The following is a 17742-nucleotide window of genomic DNA, read 5'->3' as shown; positions in this document are numbered from 1 at the left end:
GGCGAATAATTTCATCGCCGTTTCAATGATGTCCTCTTTCCGTCCCAATGTTTTCTCCTTCCTTACTCCTTCTTCATGTCCATTATAGTCGATCTTGCCATGAAAAAAAATGCCGGACGGCCCGTTATCCGGCCATCCAGCCCTGTCATTTTGCCATCGGTTCGCGTTTTGCCGTCCGGAAGAAAAACGCCTCATACATCGCAGGAATGAACACAAGCGTCAATAACGTCGACGACGTCAGGCCGCCGATGACAGTGATGGCCAGCCCTTTCGAAATCAACGTGCCGGCCTCATTCGTCAGCGCAAGCGGAATGAGCGCTGTCACAGTCGCAAAGGCTGTCATTAAAATCGGCCGCAGCCGTGTTTTGCCGGCTTCAATGATGGCGCTTCGCACCGTCATCCGTTTTTGTTCGCGGTTTTGCCCGATTCGATCCACCAGCACGATCGCATTGGTCGTCACGATGCCAATGAGCATCAACAAGCCGATCATGACGCTGATGGAAAGCGGCTCATCGGCCACATACAAAGCAAACAGCGAACCGATGGGAACAAACAAAAGGGAAGATAAAATGATCAGCGGCACCCGCACTTTGCCAAATGTAATCAGCATCGTCAAATACACAAGCCCGATGGCCGCCGCCATGGCCACACCGAGCTCGCGGAACGTCTGCACCGTCTCATCGCTTCCGCCGCCCGTTTTCACTGTGACATCGGATGGGATCTTCAAATCATTTACATGTTTCGAAATATCATTCGTGACTTTCTGAATGTTGTCGCCGACAATCTGGGCGGATACGCGGGCAAACACTTTTCCGTCCAGCTTTTGAATGGACGTATACACGTCCGCCTCTTTCACTTCGGCGACAGCTGAAAGTGGAATCACTCCGTTTCTCGTCACGATCGGAAGCTCTTTCAACTCATCGATCGATCCCAACGTTTCATCATACGAAAGTTCGACTTGCTCATCCTTGCCGCCGAGTTTCAGCGTCCCTACATCGACCGGTTTGGTTGCATCGGCCACCGCCCCGAGCAATTGCATGCCCGAAACGCCATAAGCGGCCGCCTTTTCCGGATCAATGGCGACAATCACTTGTTTTTGCTTTTCCGTCAAGTTATTCGTCACATCTTTGACATCATCGCGTTGTTTTAAATACGTCTCGACCTGTTTGGCTGCTGTTTGGAGCGCCTCCAAGTCATTGGAGTATAAGTCAATATTCACGTTATTATTCGTTGGCGGCCCTCCGCTCGACATCTCTTGCACGCCCACTTTGGCCCCGGGCGCGAGCTGATTGGCGATGCGGCGCATTTCTTTTTCGAGAACGGCCACGGTTTTCGCGGTGTCAGCGCTGTCCTTTAATAGAATATAATAGCTGGCTTGATTGGGCCGTTTCAATCCTGTGCGGAAATCGCGGCTTCCCACTGCGGCGGTGACGCTCTCGACATCGCTTCGTTTTAAAAACATCTTTTCCATCTCCAACGACACATCATTCGTTTTGACCACCGATGTGGAAGCCGGCAGTTCAATGCTCGCCACCAGCGTTTTCTGCTCTTCGTTCGGCAAAAACGTAAATCCAAGTTTCGGCACGAGCGCCAATGAACCAACCAATAGCACAACCGACAACACAAAGACAATCGCTTTATGGTTGAGCGCCCATTCAATGATTCGGCCATACAGACGCTGAAGCGCTCCTTCTTTTTCCTCTGGCGGCACACGGCGGAACGAAAATTTCGCTAAAATCGGCACAACCGTCACGGCCACCAACAAAGAGGCCAACAGGGCAAACGTAATCGTCAAGGCAAAAGGCAGGAAAAATTCCCCTGTAATGCCCCCAACAAGCCCGAGAGGCAAAAAGACGACAACCGTTGTGATGGTCGAGGACACAATCGCTTTGACAATTTCTTTCGTTGATTGCTCGACTAAATCATCGCTCATGCCTGTTTTCTCCCGGCGGACGCGGCGGAAAATATTTTCGATCACGACAATGCTGTCATCCACGACTCGGCCGACGGCGACGGCCATGCCGCCAAGCGTCATGACATTGAGGGTAATATCCATACGATTGAGAAAAATGGCCGATACAAGCAGCGAGAGCGGAATCGAGACGATGGCAATCACAGTCGCCCGAACGTTGCGCAAAAAGAGCAAGACGGCCAACGAAGCGAACAGCGCCCCGAGCAGCCCTTCACGGACAAGCGATTCAACGGATTGTTTGATGCCAGCTGACGAATCAAACCCGATGGAATAATCAAACTGATGTTTGTAGGAATTCAGCACGTTGATCACTTGGTCTGCCACTTCAATCGTATTGGCATCTTGTTTTTTCGTCACGGCCATCGACAGCGATGGCTTCAAATTATAGCGGGTGAATTCGCTTTGCTCGTTGACTTCCTCAATCGTCGCAATATCCCCAAGCTTCACGGGAGAGACGCGCTGCAATCCATTCGCCGCCATAGGAACAGCTGTCGGCACGAGTTTCAGATTTTTCAACTCATGGATGGTGTTCAATTTTTCCTCGACGCGAACCGGAATTTGCCATGTATCGGTTTGCAACGTTCCAGCCGGGAACGCCAACACCTTTTCATTGATTTGGTTTTTAATCTCTGACAAGGTCAATCCCGCCTGAGCGGCCTTTTTCCGATCGACTGTGATCCGGATGAGGCGCTCGCTGTCTCCACCGATCGAAACGGAATTCACCCCGTCGATTTTATTCAATTCTGGAATCACTTCGGTTTCCAGCAACGTTTGCAGATCGGTTTCGTTTTTGGCAAACAAGGAAATGTTGAAAACCGGGATGGAACCGAATGAAAACCGATTGACTTCCGTTTGGACATGATCGGGCAATCCTGCCTTATCAATGAGCGATTCGACCTGCCGCTCCATTTTCTCCATATCTGTCCGAAACGGGAATTCAAGATTGATAACAGCCATTCCTTCATAGGAAGAACTCTGCATTTGCTTAAGCCCGTCAAGGGACTTCAGTTTTTCCTCGAGCTTGGCCGTGACCTCCTCATTCACGTCTTGCGGAGAAGCCCCAGGATAGACCGCTTCAATCGACAACTGGGGAAATTCAATGTTCGGCAGCAAATCGACCTTCAAGGAGGAGAAGGAATACAGTCCTAGAAACATGAGCAAAAACGAACATACAAACACAGCTGCCGCATTTTTCAAACTGAACCTAGTCAAAAACGTCATCATGCCACCTCTCATCCCACGATTTTGACCAATCAGTCTAATTATTTTGAACTGACCGGTCATACAAAACTATTTCTATGATACATGAAAATGGGAAAAATGAAAAGGGCGAAGTTTAAAGTGGAAATCAAACGGAAAAACTATGACCATATCAACATTACCATTTGATGGGGTGGACAACATGAAAACAAGACAGGATGCTTGGTCACATGAAGAAGATGTACTGTTGGCTGAAACGGTGCTGCAATATATACGCGAAGGAAAAACGCAACTTGCCGCTTTTGAAGTCGTTGGGAGACAACTGCACCGCACAGCGGCAGCATGCGGATTCCGTTGGAACGCCGAGGTGCGCAAACGGTACGTTGAGGCGATCGAACAGGCAAAAAAGCAGCGGAAAGAACGGAAACGGGCGCTCGAAATGATGAAAAAGTGGCAAAAAGACAATACGGTTGCTGCTTGGAGTCCTTCTGGAGAACGGGACGGCGCCGAAGGGTCATCGCCTTTTCTCCCGGCAGCCCCATTGACACTGGAGCAGTGCATTTCATTTTTGCAAACATTGCGGCGCGGCATCGAGGAGATGGAAGCGATCCGCCAAGACAACGAGCGCCTGAAACGCGAGCGGGCGGAATGGCAGGCGCGGAACGAACAGCTTGCTCAAAAACTCGAACGCCTTGAAACGAGGCAGACCACCGTGCAAGAAGATTATGAGGCGCTCGTGAAAATCATGGCTCGCGCCCGCCAGCTCGCTTCCGAAGAAGGCGACCGCTTCTCTCTTGCCGAGCTGTTTGCCGCCGAGGCGAACGGATCGAACGAATCGCTCGCCCATTCATAAAAAAAGAAGGTGCCCCAACAAAGTATCGGGACACGTTTTCACCGCTGGAACGACGGACAGCGCCCGCAACAAACCGGTGAATGCACCGGATGTTTACAGGAACCTTCGCCTTCCCATTTTGTTCGAAGTCAACTACCCCCACTTCGCTCACGCTTGAAGTGGGGGCTTGCCACTCCCCAGAAGTGCGAGCGGACTTCGTCCTCCTTCCTTGACTTGGGGTTGCATCAGGGGGCAGGTTGACAGCTGCCCAACGACGCAGGTCATGCCTGCATCGTTACCGATTCTCTCGGTGTGTCTGTTGGCAGTACTTGGCTTCCACACACAACAGACAGACCTACGCTCGATATTTGACGGTTGCAACGTTTCCTGCAACCAACTCCATCCATCGAGCAGCCGTTATTGGAGTGCCTTTATTGAACGGTTTTCTCCACGTCTTTATTCTATCATACCACAAAAGAAAGGGGGAACGCGCATTCCTCTCCCACTTCCTCCCTTTGGTCGTTGAAGTGGGAGTCTCCTGCGCGAAATAGGATGAAGGTGGAAGAGTTCAATCGTCGCCAACGCGCCTTATAGGAATTCCCTCTAATAGACGATTTATCACGTAGGAAGCCATAATGAGCCCGGCAACTGATGGAACGAAAGCATTCGAAGACGGCGGCATTTTCGCCTTGCGGATCGGCGAAGCGTCATTGCCGACAACCTGGCGGACATCTTCGCGGATTTTCACCGGCTTCTCGTCGGAAAAGACGACCGGAATGCCGCGGCGGATCCCTTCTTTGCGCAGCTTGGCGCGGATGACTTTCGCGATCGGATCGGTGTGTGTTTTCGAAATATCGGCAATGCGGAACCGGGTCGGATCCATTTTGTTCGCCGCACCCATGCTGGAGATGATCGGAATGCCGCGCTTGAGGCATTGTTTCATCAAATGCACTTTGTACACAATCGTGTCGGACGCATCGATGACAAAATCCAGATCATAGGCGAAAAATTGCTCATACGTCTCTTCCGTATAAAACATTTGCAAAGCGATCACCTCGCACGCCGGGTTGATGTCGGCGATGCGCTCTTTCATGAGCTCCACTTTCGGACGCCCGATGGTCGAGAGCAACGCATGGATTTGCCGGTTGATGTTGGTGATATCGACGTTATCGCGATCAACAAGCACCAAGCGGCCAATGCCGGAACGGGCGAGCGCCTCGACGGCGAACGACCCCACGCCGCCGACGCCAAGGACGGCGACGGTGGCGTTTTTTAAGCGTTCCAACCCTTCAGGGCCAATCGCGAGTTCATTGCGGGAAAATTGATGCAGCATCGTTCTCCTCTCCGTTTGCTCCAAAATTGGTGTTTATGCCGCTTTTTATCCTACCATCAAGACAGCAAAAGAGGCAACGGCATTTTGCTGGCAAAACAAAACCCCTACGCGGCCATCCGCATAGGGGAAATGTTGTTGATTCCTTACTGTTGCCAGTCCCAATCGTGCCGTCGATGCCTTCGTTTTGAACCCGCTCTCCCATAGGTGGGTGCCCTGTTCCAAGGTTTGCGCTTCCCCTGTGACGAAGAGGCGTGCACGCCGCTTGGAAACCCCGAGCTCCCGGATCATAAACTGTTCGGTCAAAACGATCAGTGATCCGACGAACACATTAGGACGGTTGTTAGTTTGATTGTAACACATTTTTCAGCCTTTGTGAACACCTATTGCCAACGTTTCTTTTTCAGATGCCGCTGTCACTCGTTTTCCGGAAGCACAACCGCCAAGTGCAGCTCCTCGAGCTGCTTGTCGCTGACCGGCCCCGGCGCTTCGGTAAGCAAGCAGCTCGCGCTCGCCGTTTTCGGAAACGCGATCGTATCGCGCAAGTTCGTGCGCCCAGCGAGCAACATCACCAGCCGGTCAAGGCCAAGCGCAATGCCGCCGTGCGGCGGAGTGCCGTATTCAAACGCCTCAAGCAAGAATCCGAACTGACGGCGCGCTTCTTCTTCGCTGAACCCTAAGGCGCGGAACATTTTTTCTTGCACGTCCCGCTCGAAAATGCGGAGCGAGCCGCCGCCAAGCTCATAGCCATTTAAGACGAGGTCGTACGCCTGCGCGCGGACGGCGCCCGGGTTTGTCTCCAACAGCGGAATGTCGTCGCGCACCGGCATCGTAAACGGATGGTGAGCGGCGTAATAGCGCCCTTCTTCTTCGTCATACTCCAAAAGCGGCCAATCCGTCACCCACAAAAACGCGAGCTTCGCTTCGTCGATCAAGCCGAGCTCCTTGCCAAGCTTCAGCCGCAACGCGCCGAGCGCCGCGGCGACGATCGCTTTTTCGTCGGCGACAAACAAAAGCAAATCTCCGTCTTCGACAGCAAGCGCTCGACGCAGCGCCGCCTGTTCCTCATCGGTGAAAAACTTGGCGATCGGTCCTTTCAGCTCTTCGCCTTCCGCTTTCAGCCAGGCGAGCCCTTTCGCCCCGTAGCGGCCGGCAAATTCTCCTAAGGCGTCAATATCTTTACGCGAATAGCGAGGGGCAGCGCCTTTCGCGTTGATCGCCTTCACTTGGCCTCCTTCTTTGACGGCGCGGGCGAACACTTGAAACGCTGAATCACGAACGATTTCCGATACGTCGACGAGCTCGAGGCCAAAGCGTATATCCGGCTTGTCCGAGCCGTAGCGGCTCATCGCCTCGTCATACGTGATGCGCGGAAACGGGCGCGGGATGTCGATCCCTTTTGCCGCTTTCACGACGGCAGCCATCATCCGTTCGGTTAAATCGATAATATCCTCTTGTTCGATAAACGACATTTCGATGTCGATTTGCGTAAATTCCGGCTGGCGGTCGGCGCGCAAATCCTCGTCACGGAAGCAACGGGCGATTTGGTAGTACCGTTCCACGCCGCCGACCATGAGCAGCTGCTTAAAAATTTGCGGTGACTGCGGCAAGGCGTAAAATTCGCCCGGATGGACGCGGCTTGGCACCAAATAGTCACGCGCCCCTTCCGGCGTGCTTTTCGTCAACATCGGCGTTTCAATTTCCAAAAAGCGTTCGCTATCCAAAAAGTCGCGCACCGTCTTTGTGATTTTGTGGCGAAGCGCCAGTGTTTGAAACATGACTGGGCGGCGCAAATCCAAATACCGATATTTTAAGCGCACGTCTTCCGCCGCATCCGTGTCATCGGAAATCGAAAACGGCGGCGTTTTTGCCTCGTTGATGATCTCGATTCGTTCCGCCTGAATTTCAATGCGGCCGGTCGCGATGTTCGGATTGACCGTCTCGGGCGCGCGGGCGACGACCGTTCCTTCGACGCTTAAAACGTATTCGCTCCGCACGCGCTCCGCTGCCGCCAGCGCTTCAGCCGACACGTCCGGGCTGGCGACAACTTGGACGATGCCCGTTCGGTCGCGCAAGTCAATGAAAATGAGGCCGCCTAAGTCGCGGCGCTTTTGCACCCAGCCTTTGAGCACGACGCGCTCGCCGACGGCCGTTTCCGGCACTTCTCCGCAATAATATGTGCGTTCCATTCGCTCACTCCTCCTTCCCGATCCGTTCATGCAAAAAGTGCGCCAACTCGCCGAGCGGTACATTCGTTTGCTCGCCGCTCGCCATATGCTTTACCGCCGCTTCCTGTCTCTCGAGTTCTTCATCGCCGATAATGGCGACAAACGATGCCCCAAGCCGGTCGGCGGCCTTCAGCTGCGCCTTCAATTTTCGGCCCAAATAATCTTGATCGACCCTCAATCCGGAGCGGCGCAATGCATAAACGAGGCGGACCGCCTCATCTTTCGCCCGCTCACCGACAGCGACGACATAGCAGTCAAGCCCGCTCTCCACCGGCAATTCCACACCTTCGGCGTCAAGGGCGGCCAACAGCCGCTCGATGCTCAAGGCAAAGCCGATGCCCGGCGTCTCCGGACCGCCGATTTCTTGGACAAGCCCGTTGTAACGCCCGCCGCCGCACAGCGTCGCCGCCGCGCCAAATCCTTCCGCTTCGCTCATAATTTCGAACGTCGTATGATTGTAGTAATCAAGTCCGCGCACAAGACGCGAATCAATGACAAACGGAATGCCAAGGTTAGTTAAATATTGTTTGACTTTTTCAAAATAAGCACGCGAGTCTTCGTTCAAATAATCCAAAATCGACGGCGCCGTCGCCATCAGCTCATGATCGCGGTCTTTTTTGCAGTCGAGAATGCGGAGCGGATTCGTATGAAGCCTCGTCTGGCAGTCCGGGCACAGCTCGTGGATGCGGCTTGAAAAATGGCGAACAAGCGCCTCTCGGTGCGCCCGGCGGCTGTCAAGGTCGCCCAAGCTGTTGATGACAAGCCGGATCCGTTTTAAGCCAAGCGCTTCGTAAATATGCATCGCTAGCGCCATCACCTCGGCGTCAATCGCCGGATCGCTGCTGCCGAGCGCCTCGACGCCGAACTGGACGAACTGGCGGAACCGTCCCGCTTCCGGCCGCTCGTAGCGAAACATCGGCCCGCTGTAATACAGTTTCAGCGGCTGGTGCGGACTGCCGTACAGCTTATGCTCGACAAACGCTCTGACAACCGGCGCCGTGCCTTCCGGGCGGAGCGTCAGCGCGCGCCCCCCTTTGTCTTCGAACGTGTACATTTCTTTTTGCACAATGTCCGTTGTATCCCCCACGCCGCGCAAAAAAAGCTCCGTATGTTCAAAAATCGGCGTCCGGATTTCCCGATACCCATATCGGCTGCAAAGGTTGCGGGCGACATGTTCGACATATTGCCATTTTTCCGTGTCCCCTGGCAGCACATCTTGCGTCCCTCTTGGAATTTGAAAAGCCATGCTCATCCTCCTTTGCCAAAATAAAACGCCCTTGTCCCTGTCATCGATAGGGACGAGAGCGTGATTCCCGCGGTGCCACCCTAATTGAAGCCGATCCGGCTTCCGCTTGTCGCCATTAACGCATGACGCGCGTTCCTTTTTACTGGCGCAAAGTGCGTTCAAAAGGAAACCTACGGAGTGTCTTTCGTTAAGCCATCATGGAGAAACGCTCGCAGCCTTGGGCGTTTCCTCTCTGGCCATGTGGGCCTTAACTACTTTTCTCCATCATCGGTTGTTCCGTATGAGAAAGATGTAATTTTATATTACGGACAATCTCGGCCGTTTGTCAAGTTGTCCTAGCGGTGTGATCCATGGTTTTTCGCAAAGAGAAAAACTTTGATGTCTCATCACATTTTTCACCTTGTGTGAACTACCCACCACCTACGCTTCGCTTAGAGATGGGGGCTTNNGGCTGACGCCAACCGACATTCATCTCCCACTTTCACTTCGCTTCAAAGTGGGAGACTTCTTTCGGAAAGATGTTAAAAAAAGAGAGCCGACTCGTTGAACCGCCCCTCCATGGGATCGAAGAGGCGGTCCACCTTCGGCCCTCTTAATGGCGAATCAAATAATCAAACGCGCTTAACGCCGCGGTTGCACCCGAGCCCATCGAGATAATAATTTGCTTATAGGCGCTGTCCGTGCAGTCGCCTGCGGCAAAGACGCCTTCAATGTTCGTTGCGCCGCGTTTATCAACAATGATTTCACCGAAGCGATTCCGTTCCACCGTTCCTTCCAACCATTCGGTGTTCGGAACAAGGCCGATTTGCACGAACACGCCCTGCAATTCGATATGATGTTCTTCTCCTGTTTCCCGGTCAATGTACGTCAAGCCGTTGACTTTGTCCGTGCCGGTGATTTCCGTCGTTTGCGCGTTTTTAATCACCGTTACGTTCGGCAAGCTGTACAAACGATCTTGCAAAACAGCATCCGCCTTGAGTTCAGGGGCGAACTCCAGCAGCGTCACATGGCTGGCGATGCCAGCGAGGTCAATCGCCGCTTCGACTCCAGAGTTCCCGCCGCCGATGACCGCCACGTGCTTCCCTTCGAACAGCGGGCCGTCGCAGTGCGGGCAATAGGCGACCCCTTTGTTTTTGAACTCTTCCTCGCCCGGCACGCCAAGGTTGCGCCAACGGGCGCCCGTTGCGATGACAACGGTTTTGCTTTTCAACACAGCGCCGTTTTCCAGCTCGACTTCAATCAAGTCTTTTTTCTCGAGCCGTTTTGCCCGCTGCGAGCTCATGATGTCGACGTTGTATTGCTTTACATGTTCTTCAATGCTGGCCGCAAGCTTCGGTCCTTCCGTATATTTGACGCTGATAAAGTTTTCAATGCCGAGCGTATCTAAAATTTGTCCGCCGAAGCGCTCCGCGACAATGCCAGTGCGAATGCCTTTGCGCGCTGCGTAAATGGCTGCTGTCGCACCTGCAGGGCCGCCGCCGATCACCAGCACATCAAACGGCTCTTTGTCGGCGAAGGAAGAAGCGTCCGGAGCACTCCCTAATTTGGCGAGGATATCTTCAAGCGACATGCGGCCGCTCGCGAACAGTTTGCCGTTTAAAAACACCGTCGGTACGGCCATAATCCCTTTTTGCTCCACTTCTTCTTTAAACGCCGCCCCGTCGATCATCGTATGCGAAATGTTCGGGTTTAACACGCTCATGATGTTGAGCGCTTGCACGACGTCCGGGCAGTTGTGGCAGGTCAGGCTGACGTACGTTTCAAAATGATGTTTGCCCCTGATTTGTTGAATGCGGTCCACGACGTCTTGGCTGACTTTCGGCGGCCGCCCGCTCACTTGAAGCAGCGCCAAAACGAGGGACGTAAATTCATGGCCGAGCGGCACGCCGGCGAAGGTGATGCCGGTGTTTTCGCCGACCCGATTGACGCTGAAGCTTGGCGTTCGTTCCAGCTTCGCTTTTTCCACTTTGATTTTCGGCGACATCGCCGTTAATTCATCGATTAAAGCAAGCATATCGCGGGAAACGTTGTCGTCTCCCGCGCTTACCGTCAAGACAATATCATTTTCAAGCAATTGCAAATACTGGGCTAGTTGCGCCTTGATGTCAGCATCCAGCAGCATCGCCTAAGCCCCCCTTAAATTTTGCCGACGAGGTCTAGGCTTGGCTTCAGCGTTTCCGCTCCTTCTTTCCATTTCGCCGGGCAGACTTCACCCGGATGGTTGCGCACATATTGGGCCGCTTTAATTTTATCAATCAGCGTGCTGGCGTTGCGGCCGATGCCGTCCGCATTGATTTCCACCGCTTGAATGACGCCGTCTGGATCGATGATGAACGTGCCGCGCTGCGCCAATCCTTGTTCTTCATCGAGCACATCAAACATGCGCGACAGTTGATGCGAAGGATCGCCAATCATCACGTATTCGATTTTGCTGATGGCTGGCGATGTATCGTGCCATGCTTTATGAGTAAAGTGAGTGTCGGTCGAAACCGAGTACACTTCCACGCCAAGTTCTTTAAACGTCGCGTAGTGATCTTGCAAATCTTCGAGCTCCGTCGGGCAGACGAACGTAAAGTCCGCTGGATAGAAGCAAACGATGCTCCATTTCCCCATGAAGTCTTGCTCTGTCACTTCGATGAATTCGCCGTTGTGATACGCTTGGGCACGGAATGGTTGTACTTTTTTCCCAACCAAAGACATTGCTTCATCTACCTCCTGCGACTGTTAATTTATAATAATTTTAAACCAATACTTATTATCATATAGGGGCATATGTTTGTCAATACATATGCAATGGATTTTTTCCTCTACCGAGCTGGATCAGTGTTGAGCGGATGCGCAGCGCTCATTCGCAGCTGTTTCGTCTGAACGGCCACACCGCCTAGGCCCACGAAACATCCACACGCCCCGTGCGCTCCTTCCAACTCGCCATGTTTACGGGCGGGGCTGCTGTTTTTTCAACATTTGTACGTCTTTCGGCGCCACACCGAATTCGGATGCCAACTCAAACGCTCTATATTGGGCCTCGAGCCGCACCCATTCGTGAAAGTCGACGGACAGCACATCGTTTGTCCGGTGCGCCTGCTCGCCTCTTTTGGTTTGCCGCATCGCGCTCCTCCTTTCTCTATCGCCGCACTTGTTTTCATCTTTCCCATTTTTCGCCGAAAATAAAAAAGAAACCGGGAAACTTCATCTGTTTCCCAGTTTCTCGCTGCTGTCGATGATCAAGGTGACTGGCCCGTCGTTTGTGAGCGATACGTCCATCATCGCACCGAATACGCCGGTTTCTACATGAACGCCTCTTTCGCGCAAAGCGGCGTTGAACGCCTCATACAGCGGCAAGGCATGGTCGGGCTTGGCCGCCGCCATAAAGTTCGGGCGCCGGCCTTTTCGGCAGTCGCCGTAAAGGGTGAACTGCGACACCGACAGCACCGCCCCGCCGACGTCAAGCAAGGAGCGGTTCATTTTTCCGTCTTCATCTTCAAAAACGCGCAAATGAGCGATTTTCTCAGCCAAATAGGCAGCATCGTCTTCTGTATCTTCATGCGTGATGCCAAGAAGGACGACAAAACCCGCATCAATGGCACCAACGACTTCGCCGCCGACGGTGACTTTTGCCTCTTTCGCCCGCTGGATGACCGCTCTCACTTGCATCCCTCCTTTCGCCGCCCTTAGTTGTTCATCAAGCGCTGGACGGAATAAATGTCGGGAATTTGTTTGATTCGTTCGACGACTTTTTGCAAGTGGCTCAAATTATGAATGGCGATTGTCATATGGATCGTCGCAATTTTATGTCGGTGGTCTGAGCGTCCCGAGACGGCGGAAATATCGGTGCGCGTTTCATTCACCGCCTGCAGCACCTCATTCAGCAAACCGCGGCGGTCAAATCCGGTGATCTCAATGTCCACGTTATATTCACGCTCGCCGTTTGCTCCGCTCTCCCATTCTACGGCAATCAACCGATCGGCCGCTTCTTCGGTCTTGACGTTCGGGCAATCGGCGCGGTGGACGGAAATGCCGCGGCCGCGGGTAATGAAGCCGATAATTTCATCGCCCGGCACCGGGTTGCAGCAGCGCGACAAACGGATGAGCAAGTTGTCCATTCCTTGGACGCGAATGCCGCAGTCGCGCTTTTTGCCAGCTGGCAGCTTGGCTTCGAAGACCGCTTCGGCCAGTTTGCGCTGCTGTTCCTCGAGATCGCGCTGCTTTCGCCATTTTTCCGTCAACCGATGGGCGATTTGCGCCGCTGTGATGCCATGATAGCCGACTGCCGCATACATATCGTCTTCGTTCGAGAAGTTGAACTTTTCGGCGACGCGCTTTACGTTGTCGGCCGTCATCACTTCTTTCGGCTCAAAGCCGAGGCTGCGCACCTCTTTTTCGACCATCTCTTTGCCTTTTTCGATGTTTTCTTCGCGCCGTTGCTTTTTGAAAAACTGGCGGATTTTGTTGCGCGCCTGCGACGTTTTCGCCAGTTTCAGCCAGTCTTGGCTCGGACCGTACGAATGATTGGAAGTTAAAATTTCGACGATGTCGCCCGTTTGCAGCTTGTAATCAAGCGGCACCATTTTGCCGTTCACTTTCGCCCCGATCGTCTTGTTGCCGATTTCCGAATGGATGCGGTAAGCGAAATCGATTGGCACCGATCCGGCCGGCAGCTCGATGACATCGCCCTTTGGCGTGAAGACGAACACCATGTCGGAAAACAAATCCATCTTGAGCGATTCCATGAACTCTTCGGCATTGCTCGCGTCGTTTTGCCATTCCAAAATTTCCCGAAACCAAGACAGCTTTTCTTCAAACGAGTTCGGCTTGATCGTCTTTCCTTCTTTGTACGCCCAGTGGGCAGCAATCCCGAATTCGGCGATTTGGTGCATTTCAAATGTGCGGATTTGCACCTCAAGCGGCTCGCCTTTTGGGCCGATCACCGTCGTATGGAGCGATTGGTACATGTTCGGCTTCGGCATGGCGATGTAGTCTTTAAAGCGCCCGGGCATCGGTTTCCAACATGTATGAATAATCCCCAATACAGCGTAGCAGTCTTTGATGCTGTTGACGATGATGCGGACAGCGAGCAAATCGTAAATTTCGTTAAACTGTTTATTTTGCATCACCATTTTACGATAAATGCTGTAAATATGTTTCGGACGCCCGGAAATTTCGCAAGGAATATGCACTTCGTTGAGCCGTTCGCGCACTTCTTGAATGACTTCCTCCAAATATTGCTCGCGCTCAGCCCGCTTTTTCTTCATTAAATTGACGATGCGGTAATATTGCTGCGGGTTTAAATAGCGAAGCGCCGTATCCTCAAGCTCCCATTTGATTTTCGAAATGCCGAGCCGATGCGCGAGCGGAGCGAAAATTTCGAGCGTCTCATTGGCAATGCGCCGCTGTTTTTCGGCCGGCAAATGTTTCAATGTCCGCATATTGTGCAGCCGGTCGGCGAGCTTGATCAAAATGACCCGGATATCTTGCGCCATGGCCAAAAACATTTTCCGGTGGTTTTCCGCCTGCTGTTCTTCCTGCGATTTATATTTAATTTTTCCAAGCTTCGTCACCCCGTCGACAAGCATCGCCACTTCCGCGCCGAACTCGCGCTCAAGGTCTTCTTTTGTCGCCTCGGTGTCTTCGATGACATCATGCAAAAACCCGGCGGCGATCGTCGTGGCATCCATCTTTAAGTCCACCAAAATGCCCGCGACTTGAATCGGATGGATGATGTATGGTTCGCCCGATTTCCGAAATTGGTCGCGATGGGCGTGCTTGGCAAACTCATACGCCTTTTTCAAAAAGGCGACGTCTTGTTCCGACAAATAACAGCTCGCTCGTTCAAACACTTGCTCCGCTGTCAGCACTTGTTCATTGGCCATAGGGTTGAATCACCTTTTTAATCGATTAAAATTGAAGCTGCAAAGCACAGAGGTCCGTTGCGTTCATACGGTTAATAAGAAAGAGCACTCATGTGTGAGTGCCCCTTTTTTCTTTATTGTATCCGAAGATGCGAACAATGTCGACTGTTTAAAACTGCATCAGCGTCAAAATGTCGTAGCCTTCCAATTTTTTGCGGCCGCCAAGCTCGGTAAGCTCAATCAAAAACGCCAATCCGGCCACCACTCCGCCGAGCTGTTCCACCAAATCGATCGTCGCCCGCATCGTCCCGCCCGTCGCCAGCAAGTCGTCGGTGATCAACACGCGCTGCCCTGGCTTAATGGCATCTTTATGCATCGTCAAGACATCTGTTCCATATTCCAGGCCATACTCCACACGGACGACTTCGCGCGGCAGCTTCCCTTCCTTGCGCACCGGCGCAAATCCGACGCCAAGCGCATAGGCGACTGGGCATCCGATGATAAAGCCGCGCGCTTCCGGACCAACGACGATATCGATTTGTTTTTCGCGCGCATATTGAACAATTTGGTCGGTCGCGTATTTGTACGCCGGACCGTTGTCCATCAGCGTGGTAATATCTTTAAACATGATGCCCGGCTTCGGGAAATCGGGCACAATCGTAATGTATTGTTTTAAGTCCATGATACGTTTGCCTCCTCGTGCGTTTGCGAACGTGTCATTTCCGCCAAACAGCGTTTCAATTGCTCGTAAGTGGAATAGACTAACTGATGCTCCGCCTCGAGCTCGTCCCGCCGCCGGCGGTACGTCGGCGATTCGTGCAAATCGCGCTTCGCCGGCTGATGAACGAGCGAAATGACGCCGTTTTGTTCGCTGATAAAGTCAAGCTCTAAAAATACTTTCGCCATAAAATGAACCGTCTCTTCCGTCCAACCGCGGGCGCGGGCCAGCTCACCGCCGCGCTTGGCGAGCGGAAACGAACGGTGTTGATGCAAAAAGGCGTAAAACCATTTAAAATGTTCGCGCGTCGGAAACGTGCGGAAAAATTGCGCCTCGGGCTGGGCGAACACCGCGTAAATGCGCGCCGGCCGCCCGCTGCCAAGAAGCGCCGACAGCAAGGCCAGCCGCGGCGGCACGTCAAGCAGCACGACATAGCGGTCGTCAATCGATAAGGCGCCCGCCTCTTCTTCGGTCGGCACGCAATGAAGCTCCCCGCGAAATGGCGCCACGTCGGGGCGCTGCCCAGTTTCGCAGCGAAAGGAGACGACTAGCCGCTTCTCTTTTGGCAGCCGCTCAAGAAGTGGACGGACGTCGCGGCAGCCGCGGACGTCAAACAGCTGGCAGTCGCTGACCGCCAGATCACACAACGACAGCTGCGGCTTGGCGAACCCGTTCCATTCGTTCACCGACAGCTCCCCGACCGCCGAAATGCGCGCATCCGGAGCGATTTCTTCGCATAACGGCCCGAGGCCGAAGCCGATGGCATCGATCGCGGCCCCGTCTTGGGAAAAGACGGCTTTCATATGGGCTCCGTTCGCCCCGACGCGCCGCATCGTTTCAACGGACGCCCCTTCAATGAGAACAAGCGGCCGCGGATTGCCGACGCCAAACGGAGCGAACCGCTCAAGACCGCGGGCGGCGTCGAGCGTCAACTCAGCAATCGAACAGGAAGCATCGATGAACGTCGGCGGCGTAAAATCGTCCTCAGACAACGTTTCGGCGGCGATGGCGTTCAGCCGTTGCCGCAATTCTTCGACATCATCAAGCGCCAATGTCATCCCCGCCGCCATCGGGTGGCCGCCAAAGTGCGGCAACAGGTCGCGGCATTGCGACAGGCTGGCGAATAAGTCAAACCCATGAATGCTGCGGGCTGACCCTTTGGCGATCCCTTTTTCCCGGTCGATGGAAAGCACGACCGCCGGGCGGTAAAACTGCTCGACAAGCTTAGAAGCGACAATGCCCACCACTCCGGCATTCCATCCTTCGCCTGCCACAACCAAGACGCGATGTTCCTCAGGAGGAAATTGGCGGCGCACCATGTCCGCCGCTTCTTCAGCGATTTGTGCCACAAGCTGCTGACGTTCGCGGTTTAACTCGTCCATCTCCGCCGCCAGCTGCACCGCTTCGTTCTCATCGTCCGTCATTAAGAGCGCCACTGCCGGATCGGCGCCGCCGAGGCGCCCCGCCGCGTTCAAGCGCGGAGCGATGACAAATCCGACCGTCTGTTCGTTGATGGCCGCCGCATCAATGCGGCATTGCCGAAAAAGAGCGCGCAGCCCGATGCGCTCCGTCGCTCGCAACGCTTCAAGCCCGTGTGCAACAAAGAGGCGGTTTTCCCCAACAAGCGGAACCAAATCAGCGATCGTGCCGATCGCGACCAAATCAAGCAAATGGCGCGGCACCCGCCCAAGCAAGGCATGGGCTACCTTAAACGCAACGCCGACGCCGGCTAAATCGCGAAACGGATATGTACTTCCCGGCTGCTTCGGATGAATGATCGCATGCGCCTCCGGCAACACCGGACCTGGCTCGTGGTGATCCGTTACGATGACATCCATCCCCCACTCGTTGGCGGCCGCAATTTCCTTGACCGCCGCAATCCCATTGTCGACGGTCACAATGACGGAAACGCCGCGCTCTTTTGCGGAGCGAAACGCCGCCATGTTCGGCCCGTATCCTTCCGTAAATCGGTTCGGAATGTAGAACTCGACCGACGCCCCCGCCTCCTTGAGAGCACTCACCATCACCGACGTGCTGCAAACGCCATCGGCATCGTAATCGCCGTATACCAACACGCGTTCGCCCGCGTCAATCGCCCGCTTTAGACGCTGAATCGCTCGCTCCATCCCGTCAAGCAAAAACGGATCATGAAACGGTTGGCGAAGCGGATTGAGGAACGCCGCCGCCTCCGAGGCCGTCCGCACCCCGCGGCGGACGAGAAGCCTCGCCAATAAGGGCGTGACGCCGGCTTCCTCAGCCAGCCGCCTCACCGTCTGCTCATCGAGGCGCTCCACCTCCCAACGCGTTTTCGCTTTCAACATGTCTCCCACCTCAACTCTCCTTATTATACAAAAAGGAGAAAAGGGC

At 53.9% G+C, this 17742-nt stretch carries 12 protein-coding genes, 1 other RNA gene and 1 other annotated feature; of the genes, 1 reads left to right on the top strand and 12 read right to left on the bottom strand.

Features of this window, described 5'->3' with window-relative positions; translation table 11 throughout:
- Positions 1-145: 145 nt before the first annotated feature.
- The gene (locus ETR37_RS09365) at positions 146-3193 is read right to left on the bottom strand and encodes an efflux RND transporter permease subunit (protein WP_129447178.1); all 3048 of its coding nucleotides are present in this window, start codon (positions 3191-3193) and stop codon (positions 146-148) included.
- 181 nt (positions 3194-3374) lie between these two features.
- On the opposite strand from ETR37_RS09365, the gene ETR37_RS09360 reads away from it, so the two are divergent.
- Positions 3375-4025: an RsfA family transcriptional regulator gene (locus ETR37_RS09360; RefSeq protein WP_033005212.1), complete on the top strand. Its 651-nt coding sequence runs from the start codon at positions 3375-3377 to the stop codon at positions 4023-4025.
- A gap of 547 nt (positions 4026-4572) precedes the next feature.
- Here ETR37_RS09360 and ETR37_RS09350 read toward each other — a convergent pair.
- The 11 genes from ETR37_RS09350 to recJ all read right to left on the bottom strand — a co-directional run bounded on the left by ETR37_RS09350 (position 4573) and on the right by recJ (position 17696).
- Positions 4573-5337 (bottom strand): tRNA threonylcarbamoyladenosine dehydratase, encoded by a 765-nt coding sequence (locus tag ETR37_RS09350; protein ID WP_020756171.1) that lies wholly within the window; start codon positions 5335-5337, stop codon positions 4573-4575.
- Positions 5338-5488: 151 nt separating this feature from the next.
- A non-coding RNA gene (gene ssrS, locus ETR37_RS09345) (6S RNA) lies at positions 5489-5675 on the bottom strand.
- 75 nt (positions 5676-5750) lie between these two features.
- On the bottom strand, positions 5751-7523 hold the full coding sequence (aspS, locus tag ETR37_RS09340) for an aspartate--tRNA ligase (RefSeq protein ID WP_129447177.1): 1773 nt from the start codon (positions 7521-7523) through the stop codon (positions 5751-5753).
- 4 nt (positions 7524-7527) lie between these two features.
- Positions 7528-8808 (bottom strand): histidine--tRNA ligase, encoded by a 1281-nt coding sequence (hisS, locus tag ETR37_RS09335; protein WP_013524212.1) that lies wholly within the window; start codon positions 8806-8808, stop codon positions 7528-7530.
- Positions 8809-8853: 45 nt separating this feature from the next.
- Positions 8854-9085: a binding site (T-box leader), on the bottom strand.
- Positions 9086-9400: 315 nt separating this feature from the next.
- Complete coding sequence (ahpF, locus tag ETR37_RS09330; protein WP_129447176.1) at positions 9401-10930, bottom strand: alkyl hydroperoxide reductase subunit F; 1530 nt, start codon at positions 10928-10930, stop codon at positions 9401-9403.
- Positions 10931-10944: 14 nt separating this feature from the next.
- Positions 10945-11508: an alkyl hydroperoxide reductase subunit C gene (ahpC, locus tag ETR37_RS09325; RefSeq protein WP_011232052.1), complete on the bottom strand. Its 564-nt coding sequence runs from the start codon at positions 11506-11508 to the stop codon at positions 10945-10947.
- Between the two features lie 234 nt (positions 11509-11742).
- Positions 11743-11916, bottom strand: a complete 174-nt coding sequence (locus tag ETR37_RS19115) for a hypothetical protein (protein WP_020756192.1) — start codon at positions 11914-11916, stop codon at positions 11743-11745.
- 81 nt (positions 11917-11997) lie between these two features.
- Entirely contained in the window at positions 11998-12456 is a 459-nt protein-coding gene (gene dtd, locus ETR37_RS09320) for a D-aminoacyl-tRNA deacylase (RefSeq protein ID WP_011232054.1), read from the bottom strand.
- A 23-nt stretch (positions 12457-12479) separates the two neighbouring features.
- On the bottom strand, positions 12480-14678 hold the full coding sequence (locus ETR37_RS09315; RefSeq protein WP_011232055.1) for a RelA/SpoT family protein: 2199 nt from the start codon (positions 14676-14678) through the stop codon (positions 12480-12482).
- A 148-nt stretch (positions 14679-14826) separates the two neighbouring features.
- Positions 14827-15339 carry an adenine phosphoribosyltransferase gene (locus tag ETR37_RS09310; protein WP_013144641.1) on the bottom strand — a complete coding sequence of 171 codons (513 nt, stop codon included), beginning with the start codon at positions 15337-15339 and terminating at the stop codon, positions 14827-14829.
- The gene (recJ, locus tag ETR37_RS09305) at positions 15330-17696 is read right to left on the bottom strand and encodes a single-stranded-DNA-specific exonuclease RecJ (protein WP_015375482.1); all 2367 of its coding nucleotides are present in this window, start codon (positions 17694-17696) and stop codon (positions 15330-15332) included. The genes ETR37_RS09310 and recJ overlap by 10 nt, the downstream gene beginning before the upstream one ends.
- Positions 17697-17742 lie beyond the last annotated feature (46 nt).

Origin of the sequence: Geobacillus sp. PK12, from assembly GCF_004123125.1 — a bacterium.
Lineage (GTDB): Bacteria > Bacillota > Bacilli > Bacillales > Anoxybacillaceae > Geobacillus > Geobacillus zalihae.
Note: the sequence above shows the minus strand (reverse complement) of the source record. Positions and strands in the feature narration are given on the sequence as shown.

Coding starts and splice junctions, on each gene's coding strand:
- ETR37_RS09365 (WP_129447178.1), bottom strand. CDS start 3,193: ATGACGTTTTTGACTAGGTTCAGTTTGAAAAATGCGGCAGCTGTGTTT.
- ETR37_RS09360 (WP_033005212.1), top strand. CDS start 3,375: ATGAAAACAAGACAGGATGCTTGGTCACATGAAGAAGATGTACTGTTG.
- ETR37_RS09350 (WP_020756171.1), bottom strand. CDS start 5,337: ATGCTGCATCAATTTTCCCGCAATGAACTCGCGATTGGCCCTGAAGGG.
- aspS (WP_129447177.1), bottom strand. CDS start 7,523: ATGGAACGCACATATTATTGCGGAGAAGTGCCGGAAACGGCCGTCGGC.
- hisS (WP_013524212.1), bottom strand. CDS start 8,808: ATGGCTTTTCAAATTCCAAGAGGGACGCAAGATGTGCTGCCAGGGGAC.
- ahpF (WP_129447176.1), bottom strand. CDS start 10,930: ATGCTGCTGGATGCTGACATCAAGGCGCAACTAGCCCAGTATTTGCAA.
- ahpC (WP_011232052.1), bottom strand. CDS start 11,508: ATGTCTTTGGTTGGGAAAAAAGTACAACCATTCCGTGCCCAAGCGTAT.
- ETR37_RS19115 (WP_020756192.1), bottom strand. CDS start 11,916: ATGCGGCAAACCAAAAGAGGCGAGCAGGCGCACCGGACAAACGATGTG.
- ETR37_RS09315 (WP_011232055.1), bottom strand. CDS start 14,678: ATGGCCAATGAACAAGTGCTGACAGCGGAGCAAGTGTTTGAACGAGCG.
- ETR37_RS09310 (WP_013144641.1), bottom strand. CDS start 15,339: ATGGACTTAAAACAATACATTACGATTGTGCCCGATTTCCCGAAGCCG.
- recJ (WP_015375482.1), bottom strand. CDS start 17,696: ATGTTGAAAGCGAAAACGCGTTGGGAGGTGGAGCGCCTCGATGAGCAG.